The sequence below is a fragment of the Mucilaginibacter pineti genome, from assembly GCF_900101875.1.
GTDB classification, from domain to species: Bacteria; Bacteroidota; Bacteroidia; order Sphingobacteriales; family Sphingobacteriaceae; genus Mucilaginibacter; species Mucilaginibacter pineti.
The window spans coordinates 18204-37441 of sequence record NZ_FNAI01000014.1 but is presented as its reverse complement, the minus strand read 5'-3'; the positions used below and the strand labels follow the sequence as shown (position 1 = coordinate 37441).

Here is a 19238-nt window from a genome sequence, read left to right as displayed (position 1 = left end):
CTGCTCATATGGTAGCAAAATAGTTACGGGGCAGGGTGCTATTTACACACAAGGTTGTTCATATAAACAGGGGGCTTTTTTGCAAAATTGCATTGCGTTATTTGAGGTACTTATAAAAACAGAAAGCCGCCCGGTGAGGGCGGCTTTTCTCAAATATAAATGTTTTTAAGCTTTTTTATCAATTTTAGTTATGGCTGAGCTGTAGGCTTGCACAATAACTTGTTTTTTAACTTCACATTTCATTGCTATTGGTTTTGCAGCGTGATTAGCGTTTAAATGCGGTGCAATAACCAATGAAACGATAGACATTAACTTGATAAGGATATTCATTGACGGGCCAGAGGTATCCTTGAACGGATCTCCAACGGTATCACCTGTTACTGATGCCTTGTGTGGCTCTGATTTTTTGTAGTGCATTTCGCCATTGATCATACAGCCTTTTTCGAACGATTTTTTAGCATTATCCCATGCGCCACCGGCGTTGCTCTGGAAAATTCCCATCAATACGCCCGATACGGTAACACCGGCCAATAACCCGCCCAAAACTTCTGGGCCGAATGCGAAGCCTATTATAATTGGCGTAATGAGCGCTATTAAACCTGGGGCAACCATTTCGCGGATAGAGGCCTTAGTTGATATGGCCACGCATTTTTCATACTCGGGCTTGGCTTCATAGGTCATGATACCCGGGATTTCGCGGAACTGGCGGCGCACTTCCTCAACCATGGCCATAGCAGCACGACCAACAGCCGAGATACATAATGCCGAGAAGATGAAAGGGATCATCCCGCCCACAAATAAGCCCGCCAAAACATCGGCTTTGTAAATATCAATATGTTCGATACCGGCCACGCCCACAAAGGCCGCGAATAAGGCCAGTGAGGTTAATGCTGCCGATGCAATGGCAAAACCTTTACCTGTTGCTGCGGTAGTGTTACCTACGGCATCTAAATTGTCTGTACGGTGACGTACTTCCTCAGGTAGTCTGCTCATTTCAGCAATACCACCTGCGTTATCAGCTATTGGTCCGAAGGCATCAATTGCCAGCTGCATGGCCGTGGTTGCCATCATACCGGCAGCGGCAATGGCCACACCGTATAAACCTGCAAAATGGTACGAGCCGTAAATACCCGATGCCAAAACCAGGATAGGTAATACGGTTGATTCCATACCTACCGATAAACCACCGATGATATTGGTAGCATGCCCGGTTGACGACTGGCGGATAATGCTCAGTACCGGGCGTTTGCCCATAGCCGTATAATATTCCGTAATGATAGACATTAAAGTACCCACGATAAGGCCTACTACTATCGACATGAAAACACCATTTTTGGTAATAACCATTGCTCCTGCTTTCAACGCGCCGCTTGCGTCAAGATCACGTACCATGCGAAACTCACCTTCTGGTAACATCCATTGTACTACAAAATAGGTAGCAATAGCCGTTAAGATTATTGAAGCCCAGTTACCTATATTTAAAGCTTTTTGTACACTATCGGTTTCGTTTTTGATTTTTACCAATGATGCACCGATAATAGAAAATATTAATCCTAAACCCGCAATTACCATAGGTAATAAAACAGCCCCAATGCCGCCAAAGCTATCATGTAAAGCTTTTCCGTCCGGCCCAACTAACTCCCTTCCCAGCACCATTGTTGCCAGCATGGTAGCTACGTATGATCCGAACAGATCGGCACCCATACCCGCTACGTCGCCTACGTTATCACCTACGTTATCGGCAATGGTTGCAGGGTTACGTACATCATCTTCGGGGATACCTGCTTCAACCTTACCCACAAGGTCGGCACCTACGTCGGCAGCTTTGGTGTAAATACCACCGCCTACACGTGCAAACAGTGCAATGGATTCGGCACCAAGGGAAAACCCTGCTAAAACGTCAAGCGCTTTAGCCATATCTTCGCCGTTAACAGTGCTGCCGGCCACATTTTTAACGTATATAGTATAAAACACAATAAATAACGATCCTAAGCCAATAATAGCTAAACCAGCAACGCCAAGGCCCATCACGGTGCCGCCGGTGAATGATACTTTTAAAGCCTGCGCCAAACTGGTACGTGCAGCCTGCGTGGTACGCACGTTAGCCTTGGTGGCGATACGCATCCCCAGGAAACCGGCAAATGCCGATAAAAATGCCCCGGCTACAAAAGATATGGCAATAACCGGACTGGAGGTAGCAACCGTAGTACCGCTCCATGCCAGCAATAAACCTGCAACTACTACAAAGTAGCCCAGTACCTTCCACTCGGCACGTAAAAAAGCCATAGCACCATCTGCAATATAGCCAGATAGTTGAGCCATGTCGCCGTCGCCGGCATCTTGTTTGGTGACCCAGGCAGCTTTAACCGCCATTACGGCTATGCCGATGAGCCCGAAAAACGGAATTAAATAGATTAAGTAAGTGTTCAAAAAATCCATAGTCACAAATTTGGTTTATAAAAGTAAATTCTGTTAGTACAAGCGGTAACAGGGTATAATTGGTGGATGCAAAATAGTAAATTTATTTTCTTTACAATAGAATGTCAATATTAAAGTTTTTTGAATAGTTTAGAGCTTTAAACCCTCACACAATTTATGGCAAAAGATTCCGGACAACCAAAAATGAAACATGAGCTGGGCCTGCTTGATGGCACCATGCTGGTAGCAGGCTCCATGATAGGCTCGGGCATATTTATAGTTAGTGCAGATATTGTACGTAATGTGGGCTCGGCGGGTTGGCTTATTGCAATTTGGGTAATAACAGGCTTCATGACCCTAACAGCAGCCTTAAGTTATGGCGAGCTGAGTGGCATGTACCCAAAAGCGGGCGGCCAGTACGTTTATCTTAAAGAAGCTTACAACAAACTCATCGCTTTTTTATACGGATGGAGTTTTTTCGCGGTAATTCAAACCGGAACTATAGCTGCGGTAGGCGTGGCATTCAGTAAATTTACTGCTTACCTTATACCGGCTTTCAGTGAAGATAATATCCTTTTAAACTTAGGTTTTATAAAGATCAGTGCCGCGCAGGTGGTATCTATCCTTATTATTGTTCTGCTTACGTATATCAACACCCGTGGTGTAAAAGGCGGCAAGCTTATTCAAACTACCTTTACTTTAACCAAGCTATTGAGTTTATTTGGACTGATAGGCTTCGGTTTTTTAGCATTTAAGGGCGAAATATGGCATGCCAACTGGACTAATGCCTGGGATATTCACAACCTTAAACCTGATGGTACAGTTACCGGGTTAACTTTAGCTGCTGCATTGGGCGCTATTGCGGCCTCAATGGTAGGTTCTATATTCAGCAGTGATGCCTGGAATAACGTAACCTTTATTGCCGGCGAAATGAAAAACCCGAAGCGCGATGTGGCCTTGAGCCTGGCTTTCGGAACGCTTATAGTAACTATAATTTATGTATCGGCCAATGTGGTTTACACCGGGGTTTTACCATTACATGAAATTGCCACTGCCGAAAAGGACAGGGTAGCAGTGGCTGCTTCGCATGTGATATTTGGCAACGTGGGTACTTATGTAATTGCGGTGATGATCATGATATCAACCTTTGGCTGTAATAATGGATTGATATTATCCGGTGCGAGGGTGTATTACACTATGGCTAAGGATGGTTTGTTTTTTAAGAAAACCGGCACATTAAATAAATACGGCGTGCCGCAATTTGGTTTATGGATACAGGCACTGGTAGCATCTGTACTTTGCTTAAGCGGTCGTTATGGCGATCTGTTGGATATGATATCATTTGTGGTAGTAATATTTTATGTGCTGACTATTGTTGGCATCTTTATTTTGAGAGCAAAACACCCTAATGCCGAGCGTCCTTACAAAGCATTTGGCTACCCTGTATTGCCAATAGTTTATATTATAATGGGTTTGGCATTTTGTGTATTGCTTATCATATATAAGCCACAATTTACCTGGCCGGGATTAATAATCGTGTTGATAGGTGTGCCGATCTATTATATATCGCAAAGTAAAATTATGAACCGGGAAGAAGAGGATGATGAAGCGGTTATTAACAGTTAGTTTATTTTTAATTACGGGGCAGGTTTATGCCCAGGATCTGCAGCAAAAAATAGCAACAGCTTTTGGTCGACTACAGGCCGATAGCCAGTGCAGTTATGCATCTATATCGTTAACCGTGCTGGATGCGAAAACCGGCGAACAGGTTTTCGCGGCCAATCCAAATATGGGGTTGGCTACGGCGTCTACTTTAAAAACCATTACCAGCATTACCGCCTTTAATGTGCTTGGTGCTGATTTCAGGTACCAGACCCAATTGGGTTACAGCGGCGAAATTACTGCCGATGGCACCCTGAACGGCGATGTAATTATAAAAGGTGCCGGCGACCCAACCCTGGGCAGCTGGCGCTACGAGCAAACCAAAGAGGCCCATGTGTTGGCCTTAATGGCCGACGCGCTTAAAACCGCAGGCATTAAAAAGATCAACGGTCGCGTTATTGGCGATGACAGCATCTTCGGTGCACAATCTATCCCCGAGGGGTGGATCTGGCAGGATATAGGGAACTATTACGGTGCCGGTACATCTGGCCTTTGCTGGCGCGAAAATCAGTTTGATATTAAGCTGCGTATCGGCGTGGTAGGCAACGCGGTTGGCGTATTGCGTACGGTGCCCAATATTCCATATCTTACTTTTAAAAGCGAACTACTCAATGGTGCGGCCGGGAGCGGCGATAATGCCTATGCCTTTTTGCCCGTCGGTGGTACTATGATGTACCTGCGCGGCAGCTATGCTATAGATCAGGAAAAGAAAAGCATATCGGCGGCGCTGCCCGATGCAGCATACGATGCCGCCCTGCGGCTGGCCGATACGCTTAAAAAACTGGGTATAGCTGTATCTGATAACCCCGAATCTGCGGCCACGTTAACTGTCAAAGGTTTACCGCTGCCGCAGATCGCCAAGAATTTAACTACTATACAATCGCCGCCGCTGAGTAAAATAGTTTACTGGCTCAATCAAAAAAGCATTAACCTTTATGCCGAGCAGTTGCTTAAAACCATTGCCTGGAAACAAGGCAAAAAGCCAACCACCACAAATGGGGTAGAGGCCGTGCAAAAATTCTGGCAGGCAAAAGGCATCGACCCAAACAGCATCAATACTTACGATGGCAGCGGTCTTTCGCCCGGCGACAGGGTAACCACCAGCACGCTGGCCCGCATCCTGCAATCGGCAAAAAAGGAAACCTGGTTCAGTGATTTTTACGAAAGCCTGCCCGTTTATAACGATATGAAAATGAAAAGCGGCAGCATTAACAGTGTGCTTTGCTATGCCGGCTACCAAACCCACAACGGCCGCGAGCTTTGTTTCTCTATAATGGTTAACAACTTCAATGGGTCAAGTAAAGGGATAAAGGAAAAAATGTTCAGGGTGCTGAATGTGTTGAAGTAGGAAGACCCTCCATCCCCTAAAGGGGAAGTGTTTTGAATAGCTTATTAATAACGTACCAACGAATATGAAAAAGTTTAATCTGTTGATTATATCACTTGTTGCTTGCGCATTTGTAGCCTGCAACAATAGCAAACCCAATACCTCCGAAGCCGTTAAAAGTGTGGCTATTAAGTTTACCGAACTTGGCCGCGAAACCATTATGAGCATTGATTGCGATAAGTTCGACAGCTTTTTTCCGGAGGTAAAAGAAAAACAGGTAACCGACAAAAAAGCAATTGACAGCCTCATGCTTGCCTTAAAAGACCTACAGGGTGTTGAGCAAGGCTACAAACCCGATGTGCGCGGCAAAATATTTATAACCCACACCGATAATAAAACAGATACCGTGTGCGTAGGCGTAAAAATGCTCAGCTACAAAGGAACAGTTTATCAAACACCGCAGGATTTGCTGAGGTGGGTGCAAAGTAAGTAGATAAAAAATAATATTGTCATCCTGAGCGTAGCGAAGGATCTGCTCGCCGGCTTGTATTTCGCAGAACAGATTTTTCACTTCGTTCAAGAAATAGTTCTTCGCTCCGCTCAGAATGACAGGCCATTTAAATAAGAAAGAGCAAGCCGCATGGCTTGCTCTTTCTTATTTAAGTATAAATGCTAAAACTTAAGCGTAAGTAACGCTCAACGTTATCGGCACATTTAGTGCTTTTGATACAATACATCCGGCTTTTGCGCCTTCAGCAATTTCTTTGAATTTTGCTTCATCAACACCATCAATTACAGATGCTTTAAGCTCTAAATGTATACCGGTAATGCTTAGCGCCTGCATATCCAGATCAAGGATAGCATCGGTAGTAAGATCACCAGGGGTAATACCTGCTTGTGACAATGCAGCACCAACAGCCATAGTAAAGCAACCTGCATGAGCGGCAGCTATTAACTCTTCGGGGTTGGTGCCAACTCCATCGGCAAAACGGGTTTTAAATGAATACTGGGTTTTGTTAAGCACGGTGCTTTGGGTAGTAATTTCTCCCTGACCTGCCTGTAATGTGCCATTCCAATGGGCGTTTGCTGTACGTTTCATAGTTTTTGGTTATTTGTTTTTTTAATTGTTCATAGTTAATAGATCATTGTTCATGGTTGATAGGTTGTTGATCGCAATAAAAATATACCATGATCTATTAACTATGAACCATGAACCAAACATTACCACTTCGCGCGTTCGTATTGTACCGGCCAGGCTGTTTCATGACCAAGCTCATGTGCTGCACGCAGTGCAAAATGAGGGTCGCGCAGCATTTCGCGGGCTAAAAATACAACATCGGCTTCACCTTCCTGTATAATTTCGTCGGCCTGGTGTGGTTTTGTTATTAAGCCTACTGCTCCTGTAAGTATACCGCTTTCTTTCCTTATTTTTTCAGCAAATTCAACTTGATAACCTGGCTTTAACGCAATCTTAACACCGGCAATGTTGCCGCCGGTTGAGCAGTCTATGAGGTCTACACCATGATCTTTTAGCAGTTTGGCCAACGTTACAGAATCATCAGCCGTCCACGCACCCTCAGTCCATTCAGTGGTTGACAGGCGAACGAACAGCGGGTTTTCTTTCGGCCAAACTTCCTGTACCGCTTCAATTATCTCAATTAATAAACGTACACGGTTGTCAAATGCCCCGCCGTACTCGTCGGTACGTTTGTTGCTTGCCGGCGAAAGGAACTGGTTAATAAGGTAACCATGTGCGCCATGTAATTCAATCACTTTAAAGCCTGCGGCAATAGCCCTAACAGTAGCCGCTTTAAAATCAGCAATTACTTTGGCTATGCCTGCCTTGTCTAAAGCAATTGGTGCTTCTTCCGCATCGGTAAAAGCGATGGAGCTTGGAGCTACCGCCACCCAGCCATGTTCTTGATCTGAAGGGATTTGCTTGCCGCCAAGCCAGGGTTGCTGATGACTTGCCTTACGGCCTGCGTGCGCCAGTTGAATACCTGCTATTGAACCATGCGCATGTATAAAATCAGTTATCTGCTTTAGCCTGGCTATGTGTTCATCTTTATAAATTCCAAGATCATTATCAGTAATGCGACCTTCTGGCGATACTGCCGCTGCTTCGGTTATGATTAGGGCCGCGCCGCCGGTAGCAAAGCTGCCCAGGTGCACCAGGTGCCAGTCGTTAGCGAAACCGTCAACACTGGAGTACTCACACATTGGCGATACCACAATGCGGTTTTTTAGTTCGATATTTTTTATTTTCAGAGGCGAAAACAGATGTGGCATATTATTATTGTTGTTTGTACAAATATGCTCAGTAACAACCGATGTATCCTCACTGTTTTGTAAACTTGCTTTGCAGTGGATATTTATCAATATGCAACCGGCTATACTGTTGTCTTTTTTAGAGCAAGCGCTGTGATGGCGCATGCTATTGCGGTTTTAGCTACCTTACAGTAAACAATGGTTAAATTTAAATTGTTAGGCCTCTTACAATGGCCCACTTAAACTACGCTTAATTTGACTACATATACAACTCTCATTATACTCAGCGGACTGGTTATTTTTTCATATCTATTTGATCTTATTGCCGGTAAAACCAAAATTCCATCTGTTATCCTGTTGCTGCTGCTTGGTATGGGTATAAGGCAGGCTGTTGATTATTGGGGCATACCAATGTTCAACCTCAAGGTTATCCTGCCTACCCTGGGCACATTGGGGCTGATACTTATTGTATTTGAAGGTGCGCTTGAATTAAGGTATAGCAGCGATAAAAATGTTGTCATAAAAAAAGCTTTCTTCTCGGCCCTTAGCATATTGCTGTTAAGTGCGGTTGTCATTACTTTCATCATTCGTTATTTAACGGGGCAAAGCTTTTACCTATGTTTTGTAAATGCCATACCGTATTGTGTGGTAAGTTCGGCAGTGGCAATTCCTTCGGCATCTAATCTGCATAAGGCAAAAAAGGAATTTATCATTTATGAATCGTCCTTTTCAGATATCCTTACCGTAGTACTGTTTAATTTTATTGTACGTAACCCGCATATAGATGTGGTATCGTTTGCCAAATTAGGCGGCGAACTGACAGGCATACTACTTGTTGCCGTTATATCCTGTTTGCTGTTGCTGTATTTAATTGGCAGGCTAAAGCACCACATTAAGTCGTTTTTAATTATATCACTGCTGATATTGGTTTATTCGATAGGGCAGTCCTATCATTTATCGGCCTTGATCATTGTATTGGCTTTGGGGCTGTTCTTAAATAATGCCAACCAGATCAGCTTTCCATGGTTCAGGAAATTGTTTATCTACCCAACCTTTCAGCATGATATTAAGCAATTATTCCAGCTTTCGGCAGAGAGTGCTTTCCTGATGCGTACCTTCTTTTTCATCGTATTTGGCTACAGCATGAATGTTTACCAACTGCAAAATCCTACTTTGCTGTTAACGGGCGGGGCTATCTTATTTTCTATTTATTTTGTGCGGTTTTTGTACATCAAACTGGTATCCAAAACCGCCCTCATGCCCGAACTGGTGATTATCCCCCGTGGGCTTATCAGTGTTTTACTATATTATAACCTGCCCGATAATTTAAAAATTCCGCAGGTTGGTACCGGTTTATTGTTTGTGGTGGTGTTGGGTACCAGTATTATATTAAGTTTGGGTTTACTGGTTACCCGCAGGCAGGGTGCAAGGAAAAACCAGGAGTTTGGCGATGTGTAGGCTATAGCATATTTAGCAAGTTCCGGGTTTTACGGCGTGGCACACCGGCTTAAATTTGTTGTATAAATAATAAGATCATGAGCACACAGGAAATTATCAATTACGAACGAATTGCCGAGGCTATAAACTATATTAAAGTCAATTTTAAAAGCCAGCCAAATTTAGATGAGGTAGCCGAAAAGGTGAATATGAGCCCTTTCCATTTTCAGCGTTTATTTACCGATTGGGCGGGTATCAGTCCTAAGAAGTTTTTACAGTACCTAAGCTTGGAATATGCCAAAGGTATCCTCAAAGATAAACAAGCTACCTTATTTGATACCGCCTTTGAAACAGGCTTATCCGGCACGGGACGACTGCATGACCTGTTCATTAACATTGAAGGCATGACCCCGGCCGAGTACAAGAACGGTGGCAGAGAATTAAGCATTAACTATAGCTTTGCCGAAACACCGTTTGGGAATATCATAGTGGCATCAACGCCCAAGGGAATTTGTTATATGGCTTTCGCCGATGACATGGAGGACGCTTTAAGTCAGTTAAAAGAACAGTTCCCTAATGCGGCCTATACCCAAGTGGTTGATATGGTCCAGCAGGATGCCCTGCACATCTTTAAAAAAGACTGGACAGAACTGCCTGCCATAAAGCTACACCTTAAAGGCAGCAGCTTTCAGTTAAAAGTATGGGAGGCATTGCTTAAAATACCAATGGGAGGCTTGTGCAGCTATGCAGATATTTCGCAGAAGATAGCATTGCCCAAGGCAAGCAGGGCGGTAGGCAGCGCTATAGGAGCTAACCCGGTTGCGTTTTTGATCCCGTGTCACAGAGTGATAAAATCTACCGGCGAATTTGGGCAATACCATTGGGGGCCAACCCGCAAAACGGCCATGATTGGCTGGGAGGCGGCATTATTAAATCAACCAGTTTCATTATAATTTTATGGAGATCACAGCAAGAATTAATGGTTTGGATTGGGACACAATTAAAACCGATATGGACAGCAAAGGCTATGCACTTGTTAAAAACGTTTTAACTGCCGGTGAGTGTGACCAGCTTACTGCCCAATATGATAATGATGACTTGTATCGTAAAACCGTTGTAATGGAACGCCATAATTATGGTCGCGGCGAATACAAATATTTAAAATATCCACTGCCCCTGCTGGTACAGCAATTACGCGAAAGCGTTTACCCGCAACTGGCCCCCATTGCCAATAACTGGATGGAACTGCTGAATAAAGAAACGCGTTTTGCAGCCACATTAACCGAATTACTGCAGCATTGCCATGAGCATGAACAATTAAAGCCAACACCGCTGATACTGCAATACGCAAAAGGTGGCTACAACTCCATGCACCAGGACCTGTACGGCGAAGTGTTTTTTCCCATACAGCTGGTTTTTATTTTAGATGAACCGGGTACAGACTATGAGGGCGGTGAGTTTATACTGATGGAGCAAAAGCCAAGGGAACAATCACGCGCTATTGTGTTAAAGCCCGGCAAGGGCGATATGGTGTTGTTTACCACCAGTTTTAGGCCGGCCAAGGGCAGGAAAGGCCACCATAGGGTTAATATGAAACATGGCATCAGCGAAATTACAGAAGGCCGGCGCCGCAGCATGGGGATCATTTTTCATGATGCCAAATGATAAGGCATACAGCCTTGGGCAATACAGCTTTTGGGCGCAGTAAAAAACTAAAGCAATTGATTGATGCCGGCGAAATTCAACTTGCCGGGAACGTTAAGCTAAAAATATGCGGTCGTTTAAGCTGCGCATCCGGCAAAAGGCTAAAAACCGAAAACAGGGTATTTTTTGCATCAGAAACCGAGGCTTTTGAAACAGGCTATCGTCCATGCGGCCACTGTATGAAACAAGCCTATCAACAATGGAAAATGAGTGTTACTTTATAAAATGTACACTCATGGCAGTAACCTGTTTTATGCAGCGTGCCGGTTTCTTTTCATCCTGAACTATTATGCGGTAGGGGCCATCGCCGGGGGCTAAGGATTTACCGTCAACCGTTGTGGCCAATATAATGGCACGATCAGTAAAAGCTTTATCTAACTCGGCCAGGGCAAAAATCACCTGGTAGCCATCGCTGGCTTCAACAGCAAGATATTTGGTGAGGTTTTCGCCTTTCAATTCGGGGCCAAGGGTTACGCCTGCGCTTTTTAAAATTTCGGCTACGGTTACGCCGGTGTAAGTATGGTCGTTACCATCCCTGTCTTTACGTACAACGGTGGTTGGGGTAAATTTTTGAAGATAGGCAGCATCTATGGTAAGGGGCGTTGTTACCTCGCCGCTTACTTTAATGGTGGCCTGCTTTTCGGCAGTTTGCGCCCGGGTTATAAATGGTGTGGTAAAACTTATTAAGGCTATAAAAGCCACGATAAACTGTTTTTTCATAGGGATGGTGGTATTAACTTTTTCTATGCTGAGCAGGTCGCAAACGCGGATCGGCAAAGGCAGGGTCAGTTATAAAAGTAGAGTCGGTAAGCATGTTCAGGAAAGCGATGATCTCCTTTTTCTCGTAATATTCAAGTTTTAAGGATGTGCCGCCGGGCTCATTTGATTCATTACGCAAAAATGTACTCAAACCTGCCGATTCCTGGATATGTTCGCTGTAATGATCCAGCACCTCATCCAGTGTTTTAAAACGGCCATCGTGCATGTAAGGGGCAGTTAAAGCAATGTTGCGCAGGGTAGGTACTTTAAATCGACCTTCATCTGTAGCCAAACCTGTAAATTCGGCAATGCCTGCATCTTTAGGGATGCTATCGAGCCCGTTGTTATGAAAAAGCTCCATATAGTTTTTAACCCCGCCGTGGCAATGCGCGCAATTAGCACCGCGGATGCCAATCTCGGGCTGCGGATCGCTGTTGAATAAAAGCATACCGTCCATTTCTTCGGCGGTGGGTTTATAGGTATTGTTTAAATACTTATCATAGCGCGAATTGGATGAGATAAGCGTACGCTCAAACTGGCTTATCGCCTTAACTATCCTATCTCCAGTAATTTTTTTATCGCCATAAACTAATTTAAAAAGGGCTGGATAACCCGGTGCCTTACTGAGCTTTTTGGCCGAAATTTCCAGCGATTGCCCCATCTCGTGCGGATTGGTGAGTGGCACCATTGCCTGTACCTCCAGTCCGGTGGCGCGCCCGTCCCAAAAGAATTTGCGCGCCCAAAGTAAGTTGGCCAGTGACATGGAGCTGCGGGTAGTCAGCACCTCATCAATGCCTTTACTAAACGGCAGACCATCGGTAAAAGCCTTTTCCTGTTTGTGGCAATTGGCGCACGATACGGTATTTGTGGCCGATAATTTAGGTTCGTAAAACAACATTCGTCCTAAATAAACCCCTTGTTTTGTGGTTGGGTTATCTGCCGGGATATTAATGCGATTACCAAAGTTAGCGGGATAAGCTAAATTGTAGGTGCCGGTTTCAACTCCGTTGCTAAGGTAGCCCCAGCCGGATAAGGCTACAGCAAAAAACAACAGTACAAGCACAATCCGACCTTTGCCGACAGGTAATTTTTTTAGGGGTTTATATTGCCTTGTACGCTTAAGCATCAACAAATTTAATCAATAGAATGATATTTTATAAAATGTGTTAAAACTCAATTTGTTATCCGGATAGCAAATTGAGTTTTAAAATGCTGCACATGAAGAATGGGTTACGAATTTGCTTTGACAACAGCTTTTATAATTCGTAACCCATTCATGGATAGCCAGCTTTTTAGTAGCTGAAAATTACGTTTGCAAAGTAATTGCGGCCTTCTTCAGGGAAACCCTCTACAAGGGTATAATTCCTGTCGAACAAGTTATTTACACCGCCCTCAATAGCGAAACCTTTAACCAGGGTTAAATGCGCCTTAACATTGCTTAAATAAAATGCGCCCGATACCGTTCCGTAGCTGGTGCTGTATCTTTTTGAATTATACTCCTCAGATGCCAGAATGTACAATTTGTTTATAGGGCTGTATTGTACCGATCCAAACACTTTATTCTGCGGCACATCTGTTAAAAATATATTGGGACTGGATATATTTTTGCGTTTTAAATAGGTGTAATTGGCATCTACCCGCAATTGCGCTAAAATGGCGTAACCCGCAGAAAATTCGGCACCATAATACTCGGCCTTGCCAACGTTTTGTACCTGGGCCTGGTTGGCATGGGTAACAGGATCAACAGCTACATTGTTAACCGTTTGGATACTGTTGTTAATTTTGCTGTAAAATAAAGACGCCTGTAATGACAATTTGCCTGCTATAGATGTATGGTAGCTTAAATCATAATTCAAAGCATCCTCGGCTTTAAGGTTAGGGTTGGGGATAGCTGTACCAAACTTGTAAGAGTATCTGTCCTTAATAGTTGCAAACCTGGTTTTACGGGCTACAGATAAGGTAACGGCATTGGTGCTATCCAAATCATATTGTAGCAAACCCTGCAGGTTCCAGGCGCTGTTGCTGTTTGCAGGCAAATTGGTAATAGCGCCATTGGTATATTGCTGAGCATCTACACTTTTCCTGTTCATGTAACTTAAACCGGCATTAAATTTAAATGCTGAAGTGAAATGATAGGTATCTTCGGCACCAACGGTAAAGTTGTTGTCAGCATCCCGGCGAACAGGTTCGCCAACATTATGCTCGCGGTGTACATCCTGTTTAAAATGACCGGCAAGGCTAAAGCTGTTGTCTTTTATTGATGTGTTTTCAAATATAACGCTGCTGCCTAAAGTGTAATCGTTATAAATGCTGGTGAAGGCGTAAGGCTTGGTTTGGGTATTGTACAAAGCATTATCATAGCTGGCCAGGTTGTTCTTAAACTGATCATAATACCAGCGGGTTTTAATGCTGTTGGTGCTGTTAATACGGTTGTTGCTCAACAGGTAAATGCTTTGGGTATCCCAGTTTGGCCATTTCCAATAGCGGGGGCTTTTAAACAGGGAGTTTGCCGCATCGTCGCCCGCGTAAACAGGTGTGCCTTTTGTGCCATGCTGATAGCTATACCCCACGGCGTACTCTTGTGAAGCTGTTGGGGTAAAGCCAACTTTACCGCTTACTGCTACATCGTTGTTGTAGGAATTATCCCTGTGCCCACCATCTTCGTTTTTTGTTGGGGTGAATTTTGACGATAGGGGATAGTAGTTGCGTTTTAACTGTGATGCCGAAACCTCATAATAAAATTTACCCAGGTTTGAACCTATATTGGTATTGAGCCGGTAACCGCCGCTTAAATAACCGGCAACGGCGCTTAGTTCAAAAGGTTTTACGGGTTTGCGGCTAATGAGGTTGATAGCACCTCCCTCGGCATTCGGACCGTACAATACGGAGGAATAACCTTTTGCCACCTGAATTTCCGACAGGTTGAAGGTGTTGAATCTTGCCAGATCAACATAGCCATCGTAGGGCACATATAAAGGCACACCATCCAAATAAATTGGAACCGAGCGTACATCAAAACCACGTACACTCACCGCCGACTCATTGCGGGGGCCAACGGCTGTCATAAAAACGCCTGGCAGTAAGTTAAGCGCGTTTGAAACCGTGAGGCGATTATAACGGTTTATGGTAGCTGAATTAAGCTTATTTGCCCGCAAGCTATCCTTTGTACCCAGGATATTCACCTGTCCGAGTTTAAAGACACGTTTTGAGGTATCGGTTTCCTGTGCTTTTAGTAGTGATGATGATAAAATTAAGGTTGTGGAAATCGCGATAAATGAAAGTAAGGTTTTCTTCATATAATAATTCGTTATGTTTTTATTTATATAACGCAAAGCTGCAATTTTTACGCGTAAAAAAGACTTAAAATCAACTAATTATTTATTTAGATGTTGGAGACTGTCTAAAAACGAAAGTTATTCATTGCCGTTGACTTTAGTCAACGGTATTGAAAGGAATTATTATGGGCTTTAGCCCAATTATCCAAGCGACATTTGGGCTAAAGCCCTCGTTTTCTGCTCATTATTCCGTTGACTTTAGTCAACGGCAATGAATTTTATAGCATACTCAAATAGTTTAAATCAAATTTAGACAGCTTCTTAGAAACGGCTGCTAAAGCTGGATAAGGTGGAGATTATCGTCCAAAAACTCCTGTAATTTCTTTTGAAGTGCATGAAATTGCTCAATAACTTTTACGCCATGCCCGGTAACCACTGCGCTGCCGCCGCCTTTGCCGCCCCGTTGGGAGGTAACTACCGGTGTTTCAAACATATCATTCATGTGGTTAACCAGATCCCAGGCCTGCTTGTATGACATTTTCATTTGTAAGGCAGCCTGCCTTATTGAACCCGAAGCCTGGATGCGTTCCAACAGTTCAACACGACCGTGACCCAGTATCTTTTCGTTATTGGTTTCTATCCAAACCCGGCCGTTAAGTTTAAATACTGGCTTGCTCATACTGTATTGAAAGTTGATTAAAACAAAAGTAATACAGCCGGTGGTATATATTGATAATTTATGTGGTTAATACCTGGTTTTCGTTAGCACCTTTCGCGGTATTGGTTAACTGGTTTTCTTTGCTGGCCAGGTCTTCGTAATATTTCTTTTTAACAACGCTGGTCATTTTATGGTCGCCGGTATGGCTCCAGCCGGGAGGCATAACCACGTACATAAATTTGTTGACGATGCCGGGTGCGCGGTAAACATCTTTAGCCAGGGCTACAATTTCGCCAAAATAAGCATCCAGAAAGCTGTTCTTTATCATCGGGCGACTAATACCGTATTCAATCGGGATGCTGCGGTCCTCGGCGTAATAGGTCCCGAAAGCCCTATCCCATATCGGCAGCAGGTTACAAAAATTGGTATCCATGTAATTGGGATTGCGGGCATGGTGTACCCTATGGTGCGATGGCGTTAGCAGTATATTGTTTAAAAATCCCAGTCGCGCATCCTTGATCAGGTTTTCGCCAATATGGATAAAGCTTCCCCAGAAACCATCAATAAACATAATAACGAATAGCATAGCCGGGTTTACACCCAGCAAAATACAAACCGTGGTGCGGATGGTATCTGCATAAGGGCCTTCCAAGAAGAAATGCGCGTAGCTAACGGAAAGGTTCATGGTTTCGGGCGCGTGATGGGTAGAGTGCAGGCACCAGAACAGCCTTACCTTATGCCCCCAGTAATGGTATAAAAAGTGTCCGAACTCCCAAACCACATAACCATAAATAAACCAGTACCAGGTAAAGGTAGTATGGAAAATAGCATGTTTTTCAAACAAACCTATACAAATGCCAATCATAGCAAAGGAGATCATCCTGCCGATAACAGCGTTAAGGACATAAGAAAAGAAGGGGAGTTTATAGTGGATAACCTTAAAACGCCTGAAAAAAGCTGCCCTTATAATTTCTATTACCACGAACAGCGGAAATAGCGGTATCAATAGGGCTACAAAACCATCATAGGTAAGCAGTTTGCTGTAATCGCCAGATTTTATGATGCTTAATAAATTGCCGTAATTGAAAAAACCGGTGATCTGGTTAAGCAGCTCTTTTAAAAAATCCATATTCAAGAAAATTTATAATTGGTTACTGATAGCTATGTGCTTATGTACATACAATATCATTTTATAAATGTAGGAAAATGGTTTTGAAAAAGAAAAAAACGTGGTATACAATTAAGGAATAAACGCCAGGGAACAATAAAAAGTTAACTTTTTATTGTTCCTTTATCCAAAAGTCCTTTGTCCTTGCTCCCAATGTCCTTGCTCTAAAAGTCCTTTCCTTTGTCCTTGCTCCCAATATCCTTGCTCTAAAAGTCCCCAAACTTACGGCTTCCAAACGTTATCCGTTTTGTCGGTATCGGCATCATAAAAAGTACCGAGGACAAGTTGTTTGATGGGCTTTTTGGCGGTGAATGTTACCGTTGTTGTTTTGTTGCCCTTTGCCCAGCAGGCCATGGTTTGGTTTACCAGTTGTTTGCTGCCATCGGTATAATATACATTCAGGTGAACAGGTACCGGTTTGTTGCCGATGCTGGTAATGGTAACAGTAACAGTATATTTTTGCTGCACATGGGCCACTTTGCTTATCGCTAAATTGGGGATGCCGGTATCAAAGAACCAGCTTTTCCAAAACCAATTAAGGTTCATGCCCGCGCCAGTGTTTATACAATTGAAAAAATCATAAGGCATAGGATGTTTGCCATGCCATAGGCTAATGTAGTTATGCAGCGCTTTGGTAAACAGTTCATCGCCCAGCAGGTCTTTTAAGTAAAGATAACCCAGACCCGGTTTGGGGTAGTTATCCGTAAACTTTGCAATACCGGTAAGCCCGGGTGTGAGCGTCATGATGGGAGCATCCTGCTCGGTACCGGCAGAGATGTTAACCGCGTCGACACCATAGGGGTCTAAAATAGTTGGGTCAATGATCGGGCTTATCAGCCATTCGCCAATGGTTGCCCAGCCCTCGTCCATAAAGGCATATTTGGTTTCGTTGATGCCCATATAAAACGGAAACATGGTATGAAAGATCTCATGGTCAGTAAGTTCAATAGCGTCCTCTACTCTTTCAACCGGGTTGTCGTTCACCATCATTGGGTATTCCATTTGGTCCAGTCCGTCAAATACCGTTTCATGCGGATAAGGATAAGGCCATTTAGGAAACTGGTAGCTCATCGCCTCCACCGTTTTACGGGCGTAGTTGATCACCGAAAAATAATCTTTATGCGCCGGGTTAAACACCGCGTCAACACGCGTACGTCGGCCGGTTTTTGGATCAACCACCAGGCTGGATGCTTTCCATATATAATGATTGCTGGTAGCCAGGGCAATGTCGGTAACGCTGTCGGCCTCAAATTTCCAGGTGTTGGTGGCATTCTTTTTGGTGATATCGCCGGCTTTTAAGTCAGCTTCGTTAACAATATCCGTTACCTCGTTACTTTGGCCAGCCTGGTTTATCAGCTTAACGTATTTATCATTGTAAACAGCATCGGCATTTTTAAGGTTGCCGGTTGCCCATACCTGGTAATCGCCGGGAACGGTGATCTCTGCATTAAAATGACAAAAATCGTTGTAAAACTCCTGCGAGCCAATATAAGGGAACTGGTTCCATCCGTCAATATCATCATAAACAGCTATCCGCGGAAAAAAGTAGGCAATAAAGAATGCGCCCGAATCAACCTGCCCCGTGCGTACGTGTGATGTTTTGTTGAGCGTGTAATTATAGGCAATATCAAAATGTACCGTTTGTTTTGGGTTAACAGGTTCAACTTTAAGGTTCATATTGGTATTGTCGATACGGCGGTTGGTGGTGTCCTGCAACTTGTTATCCATGCTGATGGATTTGATATTTACGCCGTCGGTAAGGTCCTGCGCTTTAACGGGCATATCGCGAATAGCTCCTTTTTGGTAAAAATTGGGGTAAAGCTTAAAGAGGATCTGCTTAAGCGTATCCGGACTGTTATTGGTATAATCGATACCCACAGTACCGGTTAGGTTACGTGTTTTAGGGTCGAAATTTATTTTTATGGTGTAATTGGCTGTGTTTTGCCAGTAGTTTTTGCCCGGTGCGCCGCTGGTGCTGCGTGTACCTTTTTTGTATGTATTTTGTAGGTTTACGGCTATGGGTAAGGTGGTTTGTGCCGATGCCATAATGCTGCCCAACAGTAAAACCAGGGGCAGTAATTTTTTAATGTTGCTCATTAAGCGAAATTATATCAGTTATATTTGACGTAAATATAATAAACAGCAGGCAAAACCAGATGTGCATAGCCAATTGGTGATTTTGACATATTTTGTCGCCCTGTAAAACCATCTTTAACCTGTATTGTATACCAATTATAACATAACGCGATGACTGCAGAAAAAATGATCATGATTACAGGCAAGCAATACCTTGAACTGAAACAAAGCCTGGAAAGCGGCAGCGGCCTTACCTACAATATTGGTACCGACAAACACCCCGAAGTGGTTAGGATAACCAATATGTATATGGATACAGATCCCGATTTTACCCGCAACCCGCGCCAGTTTGCCAAAATGAATGAAGACCTGCATATACAGGTAAAACTGGAATACGAAGCCGAGTAATCGCTTTCCCCCGCCTTAAACAACGCCAATAACTTTCCTCAATTTAAAGCGATAGGTAATACGCTTTTGACACTTCCT

17 protein-coding genes are annotated in these 19238 nt (G+C 43.8%); 8 read left to right on the top strand and 9 right to left on the bottom strand.

Annotated elements, in window-relative coordinates; all coding sequences use genetic code 11:
- Positions 1–165: 165 nt before the first annotated feature.
- Complete coding sequence (locus BLS59_RS24050) at positions 166–2439, bottom strand: sodium-translocating pyrophosphatase (RefSeq protein ID WP_091153523.1); 2274 nt, start codon at positions 2437–2439, stop codon at positions 166–168.
- 156 nt (positions 2440–2595) lie between these two features.
- Between BLS59_RS24050 and BLS59_RS24045 the strand changes: the two genes are divergently transcribed.
- The 3 genes from BLS59_RS24045 (at position 2596) to BLS59_RS24035 (ending at position 5900) form a co-directional block, all read left to right on the top strand.
- A complete protein-coding gene (locus tag BLS59_RS24045; RefSeq protein ID WP_091153520.1) occupies positions 2596–4044 on the top strand; it encodes an APC family permease in 1449 nt (482 codons plus the stop codon).
- Complete coding sequence (dacB, locus tag BLS59_RS24040; protein WP_091153518.1) at positions 4022–5428, top strand: D-alanyl-D-alanine carboxypeptidase/D-alanyl-D-alanine endopeptidase; 1407 nt, start codon at positions 4022–4024, stop codon at positions 5426–5428. The genes BLS59_RS24045 and dacB overlap by 23 nt, the downstream gene beginning before the upstream one ends.
- A 64-nt stretch (positions 5429–5492) precedes the next feature.
- Positions 5493–5900 carry a hypothetical protein gene (locus BLS59_RS24035; RefSeq protein WP_091153512.1) on the top strand — a complete coding sequence of 136 codons (408 nt, stop codon included), beginning with the start codon at positions 5493–5495 and terminating at the stop codon, positions 5898–5900.
- A gap of 186 nt (positions 5901–6086) precedes the next feature.
- Here the strand turns inward: BLS59_RS24035 and BLS59_RS24030 are convergent, their stop codons facing one another.
- Positions 6087–6506, bottom strand: a complete 420-nt coding sequence (locus BLS59_RS24030; protein WP_091153508.1) for an OsmC family protein — start codon at positions 6504–6506, stop codon at positions 6087–6089.
- 122 nt (positions 6507–6628) lie between these two features.
- Positions 6629–7696 (bottom strand): NADH:flavin oxidoreductase/NADH oxidase, encoded by a 1068-nt coding sequence (locus BLS59_RS24025; RefSeq protein WP_091153910.1) that lies wholly within the window; start codon positions 7694–7696, stop codon positions 6629–6631.
- A gap of 234 nt (positions 7697–7930) precedes the next feature.
- Between BLS59_RS24025 and BLS59_RS24020 the strand changes: the two genes are divergently transcribed.
- The 4 genes from BLS59_RS24020 to BLS59_RS24005 all read left to right on the top strand — a co-directional run bounded on the left by BLS59_RS24020 (position 7931) and on the right by BLS59_RS24005 (position 11040).
- Positions 7931–9133 carry a cation:proton antiporter gene (locus BLS59_RS24020; protein WP_091153504.1) on the top strand — a complete coding sequence of 401 codons (1203 nt, stop codon included), beginning with the start codon at positions 7931–7933 and terminating at the stop codon, positions 9131–9133.
- A gap of 77 nt (positions 9134–9210) precedes the next feature.
- The gene (locus BLS59_RS24015) at positions 9211–10065 is read left to right on the top strand and encodes a bifunctional helix-turn-helix domain-containing protein/methylated-DNA--[protein]-cysteine S-methyltransferase (protein ID WP_091153500.1); all 855 of its coding nucleotides are present in this window, start codon (positions 9211–9213) and stop codon (positions 10063–10065) included.
- A gap of 4 nt (positions 10066–10069) precedes the next feature.
- Entirely contained in the window at positions 10070–10777 is a 708-nt protein-coding gene (locus tag BLS59_RS24010; RefSeq protein WP_091153496.1) for a 2OG-Fe(II) oxygenase, read from the top strand.
- Positions 10774–11040 (top strand): Ada metal-binding domain-containing protein, encoded by a 267-nt coding sequence (locus BLS59_RS24005; RefSeq protein ID WP_091153491.1) that lies wholly within the window; start codon positions 10774–10776, stop codon positions 11038–11040. The genes BLS59_RS24010 and BLS59_RS24005 overlap by 4 nt, the downstream gene beginning before the upstream one ends.
- Here the strand turns inward: BLS59_RS24005 and BLS59_RS24000 are convergent.
- The 6 genes from BLS59_RS24000 to BLS59_RS23975 form a co-directional block, all read right to left on the bottom strand.
- Positions 11030–11536, bottom strand: a complete 507-nt coding sequence (locus BLS59_RS24000; RefSeq protein ID WP_091153906.1) for a molybdopterin-dependent oxidoreductase — start codon at positions 11534–11536, stop codon at positions 11030–11032. The two genes, BLS59_RS24005 and BLS59_RS24000, sit on opposite strands and share 11 nt — an antisense overlap.
- 13 nt (positions 11537–11549) lie before the next feature.
- A complete protein-coding gene (locus tag BLS59_RS23995) occupies positions 11550–12701 on the bottom strand; it encodes a cytochrome-c peroxidase (protein ID WP_091153486.1) in 1152 nt (383 codons plus the stop codon).
- Between the two features lie 166 nt (positions 12702–12867).
- Positions 12868–14871 carry a TonB-dependent receptor plug domain-containing protein gene (locus BLS59_RS23990; RefSeq protein WP_091153481.1) on the bottom strand — a complete coding sequence of 668 codons (2004 nt, stop codon included), beginning with the start codon at positions 14869–14871 and terminating at the stop codon, positions 12868–12870.
- Between the two features lie 313 nt (positions 14872–15184).
- Complete coding sequence (locus tag BLS59_RS23985; RefSeq protein ID WP_091153479.1) at positions 15185–15529, bottom strand: winged helix-turn-helix domain-containing protein; 345 nt, start codon at positions 15527–15529, stop codon at positions 15185–15187.
- Between the two features lie 58 nt (positions 15530–15587).
- Complete coding sequence (locus BLS59_RS23980) at positions 15588–16637, bottom strand: sterol desaturase family protein (RefSeq protein ID WP_091153473.1); 1050 nt, start codon at positions 16635–16637, stop codon at positions 15588–15590.
- A gap of 261 nt (positions 16638–16898) precedes the next feature.
- Positions 16899–18773, bottom strand: coding sequence for a M1 family metallopeptidase (locus tag BLS59_RS23975; protein ID WP_091153470.1), 1875 nt, complete (start codon positions 18771–18773; stop codon positions 16899–16901).
- Positions 18774–18923: 150 nt separating this feature from the next.
- Here BLS59_RS23975 and BLS59_RS23970 point away from each other — a divergent pair, with 150 nt between their 5' ends.
- A complete protein-coding gene (locus BLS59_RS23970; protein ID WP_091153467.1) occupies positions 18924–19160 on the top strand; it encodes a hypothetical protein in 237 nt (78 codons plus the stop codon).
- The last annotated feature ends 78 nt before the right edge of the window (positions 19161–19238 follow it).

Coding starts and splice junctions, on each gene's coding strand:
- BLS59_RS24050 (WP_091153523.1), bottom strand. CDS start 2,439: ATGGATTTTTTGAACACTTACTTAATCTATTTAATTCCGTTTTTCGGG.
- BLS59_RS24045 (WP_091153520.1), top strand. CDS start 2,596: ATGGCAAAAGATTCCGGACAACCAAAAATGAAACATGAGCTGGGCCTG.
- dacB (WP_091153518.1), top strand. CDS start 4,022: ATGAAGCGGTTATTAACAGTTAGTTTATTTTTAATTACGGGGCAGGTT.
- BLS59_RS24035 (WP_091153512.1), top strand. CDS start 5,493: ATGAAAAAGTTTAATCTGTTGATTATATCACTTGTTGCTTGCGCATTT.
- BLS59_RS24030 (WP_091153508.1), bottom strand. CDS start 6,506: ATGAAACGTACAGCAAACGCCCATTGGAATGGCACATTACAGGCAGGT.
- BLS59_RS24025 (WP_091153910.1), bottom strand. CDS start 7,696: ATGCCACATCTGTTTTCGCCTCTGAAAATAAAAAATATCGAACTAAAA.
- BLS59_RS24015 (WP_091153500.1), top strand. CDS start 9,211: ATGAGCACACAGGAAATTATCAATTACGAACGAATTGCCGAGGCTATA.
- BLS59_RS24010 (WP_091153496.1), top strand. CDS start 10,070: ATGGAGATCACAGCAAGAATTAATGGTTTGGATTGGGACACAATTAAA.
- BLS59_RS24005 (WP_091153491.1), top strand. CDS start 10,774: ATGATAAGGCATACAGCCTTGGGCAATACAGCTTTTGGGCGCAGTAAA.
- BLS59_RS24000 (WP_091153906.1), bottom strand. CDS start 11,536: ATGAAAAAACAGTTTATCGTGGCTTTTATAGCCTTAATAAGTTTTACC.
- BLS59_RS23995 (WP_091153486.1), bottom strand. CDS start 12,701: ATGCTTAAGCGTACAAGGCAATATAAACCCCTAAAAAAATTACCTGTC.
- BLS59_RS23990 (WP_091153481.1), bottom strand. CDS start 14,871: ATGAAGAAAACCTTACTTTCATTTATCGCGATTTCCACAACCTTAATT.
- BLS59_RS23985 (WP_091153479.1), bottom strand. CDS start 15,529: ATGAGCAAGCCAGTATTTAAACTTAACGGCCGGGTTTGGATAGAAACC.
- BLS59_RS23980 (WP_091153473.1), bottom strand. CDS start 16,637: ATGGATTTTTTAAAAGAGCTGCTTAACCAGATCACCGGTTTTTTCAAT.
- BLS59_RS23975 (WP_091153470.1), bottom strand. CDS start 18,773: ATGAGCAACATTAAAAAATTACTGCCCCTGGTTTTACTGTTGGGCAGC.
- BLS59_RS23970 (WP_091153467.1), top strand. CDS start 18,924: ATGACTGCAGAAAAAATGATCATGATTACAGGCAAGCAATACCTTGAA.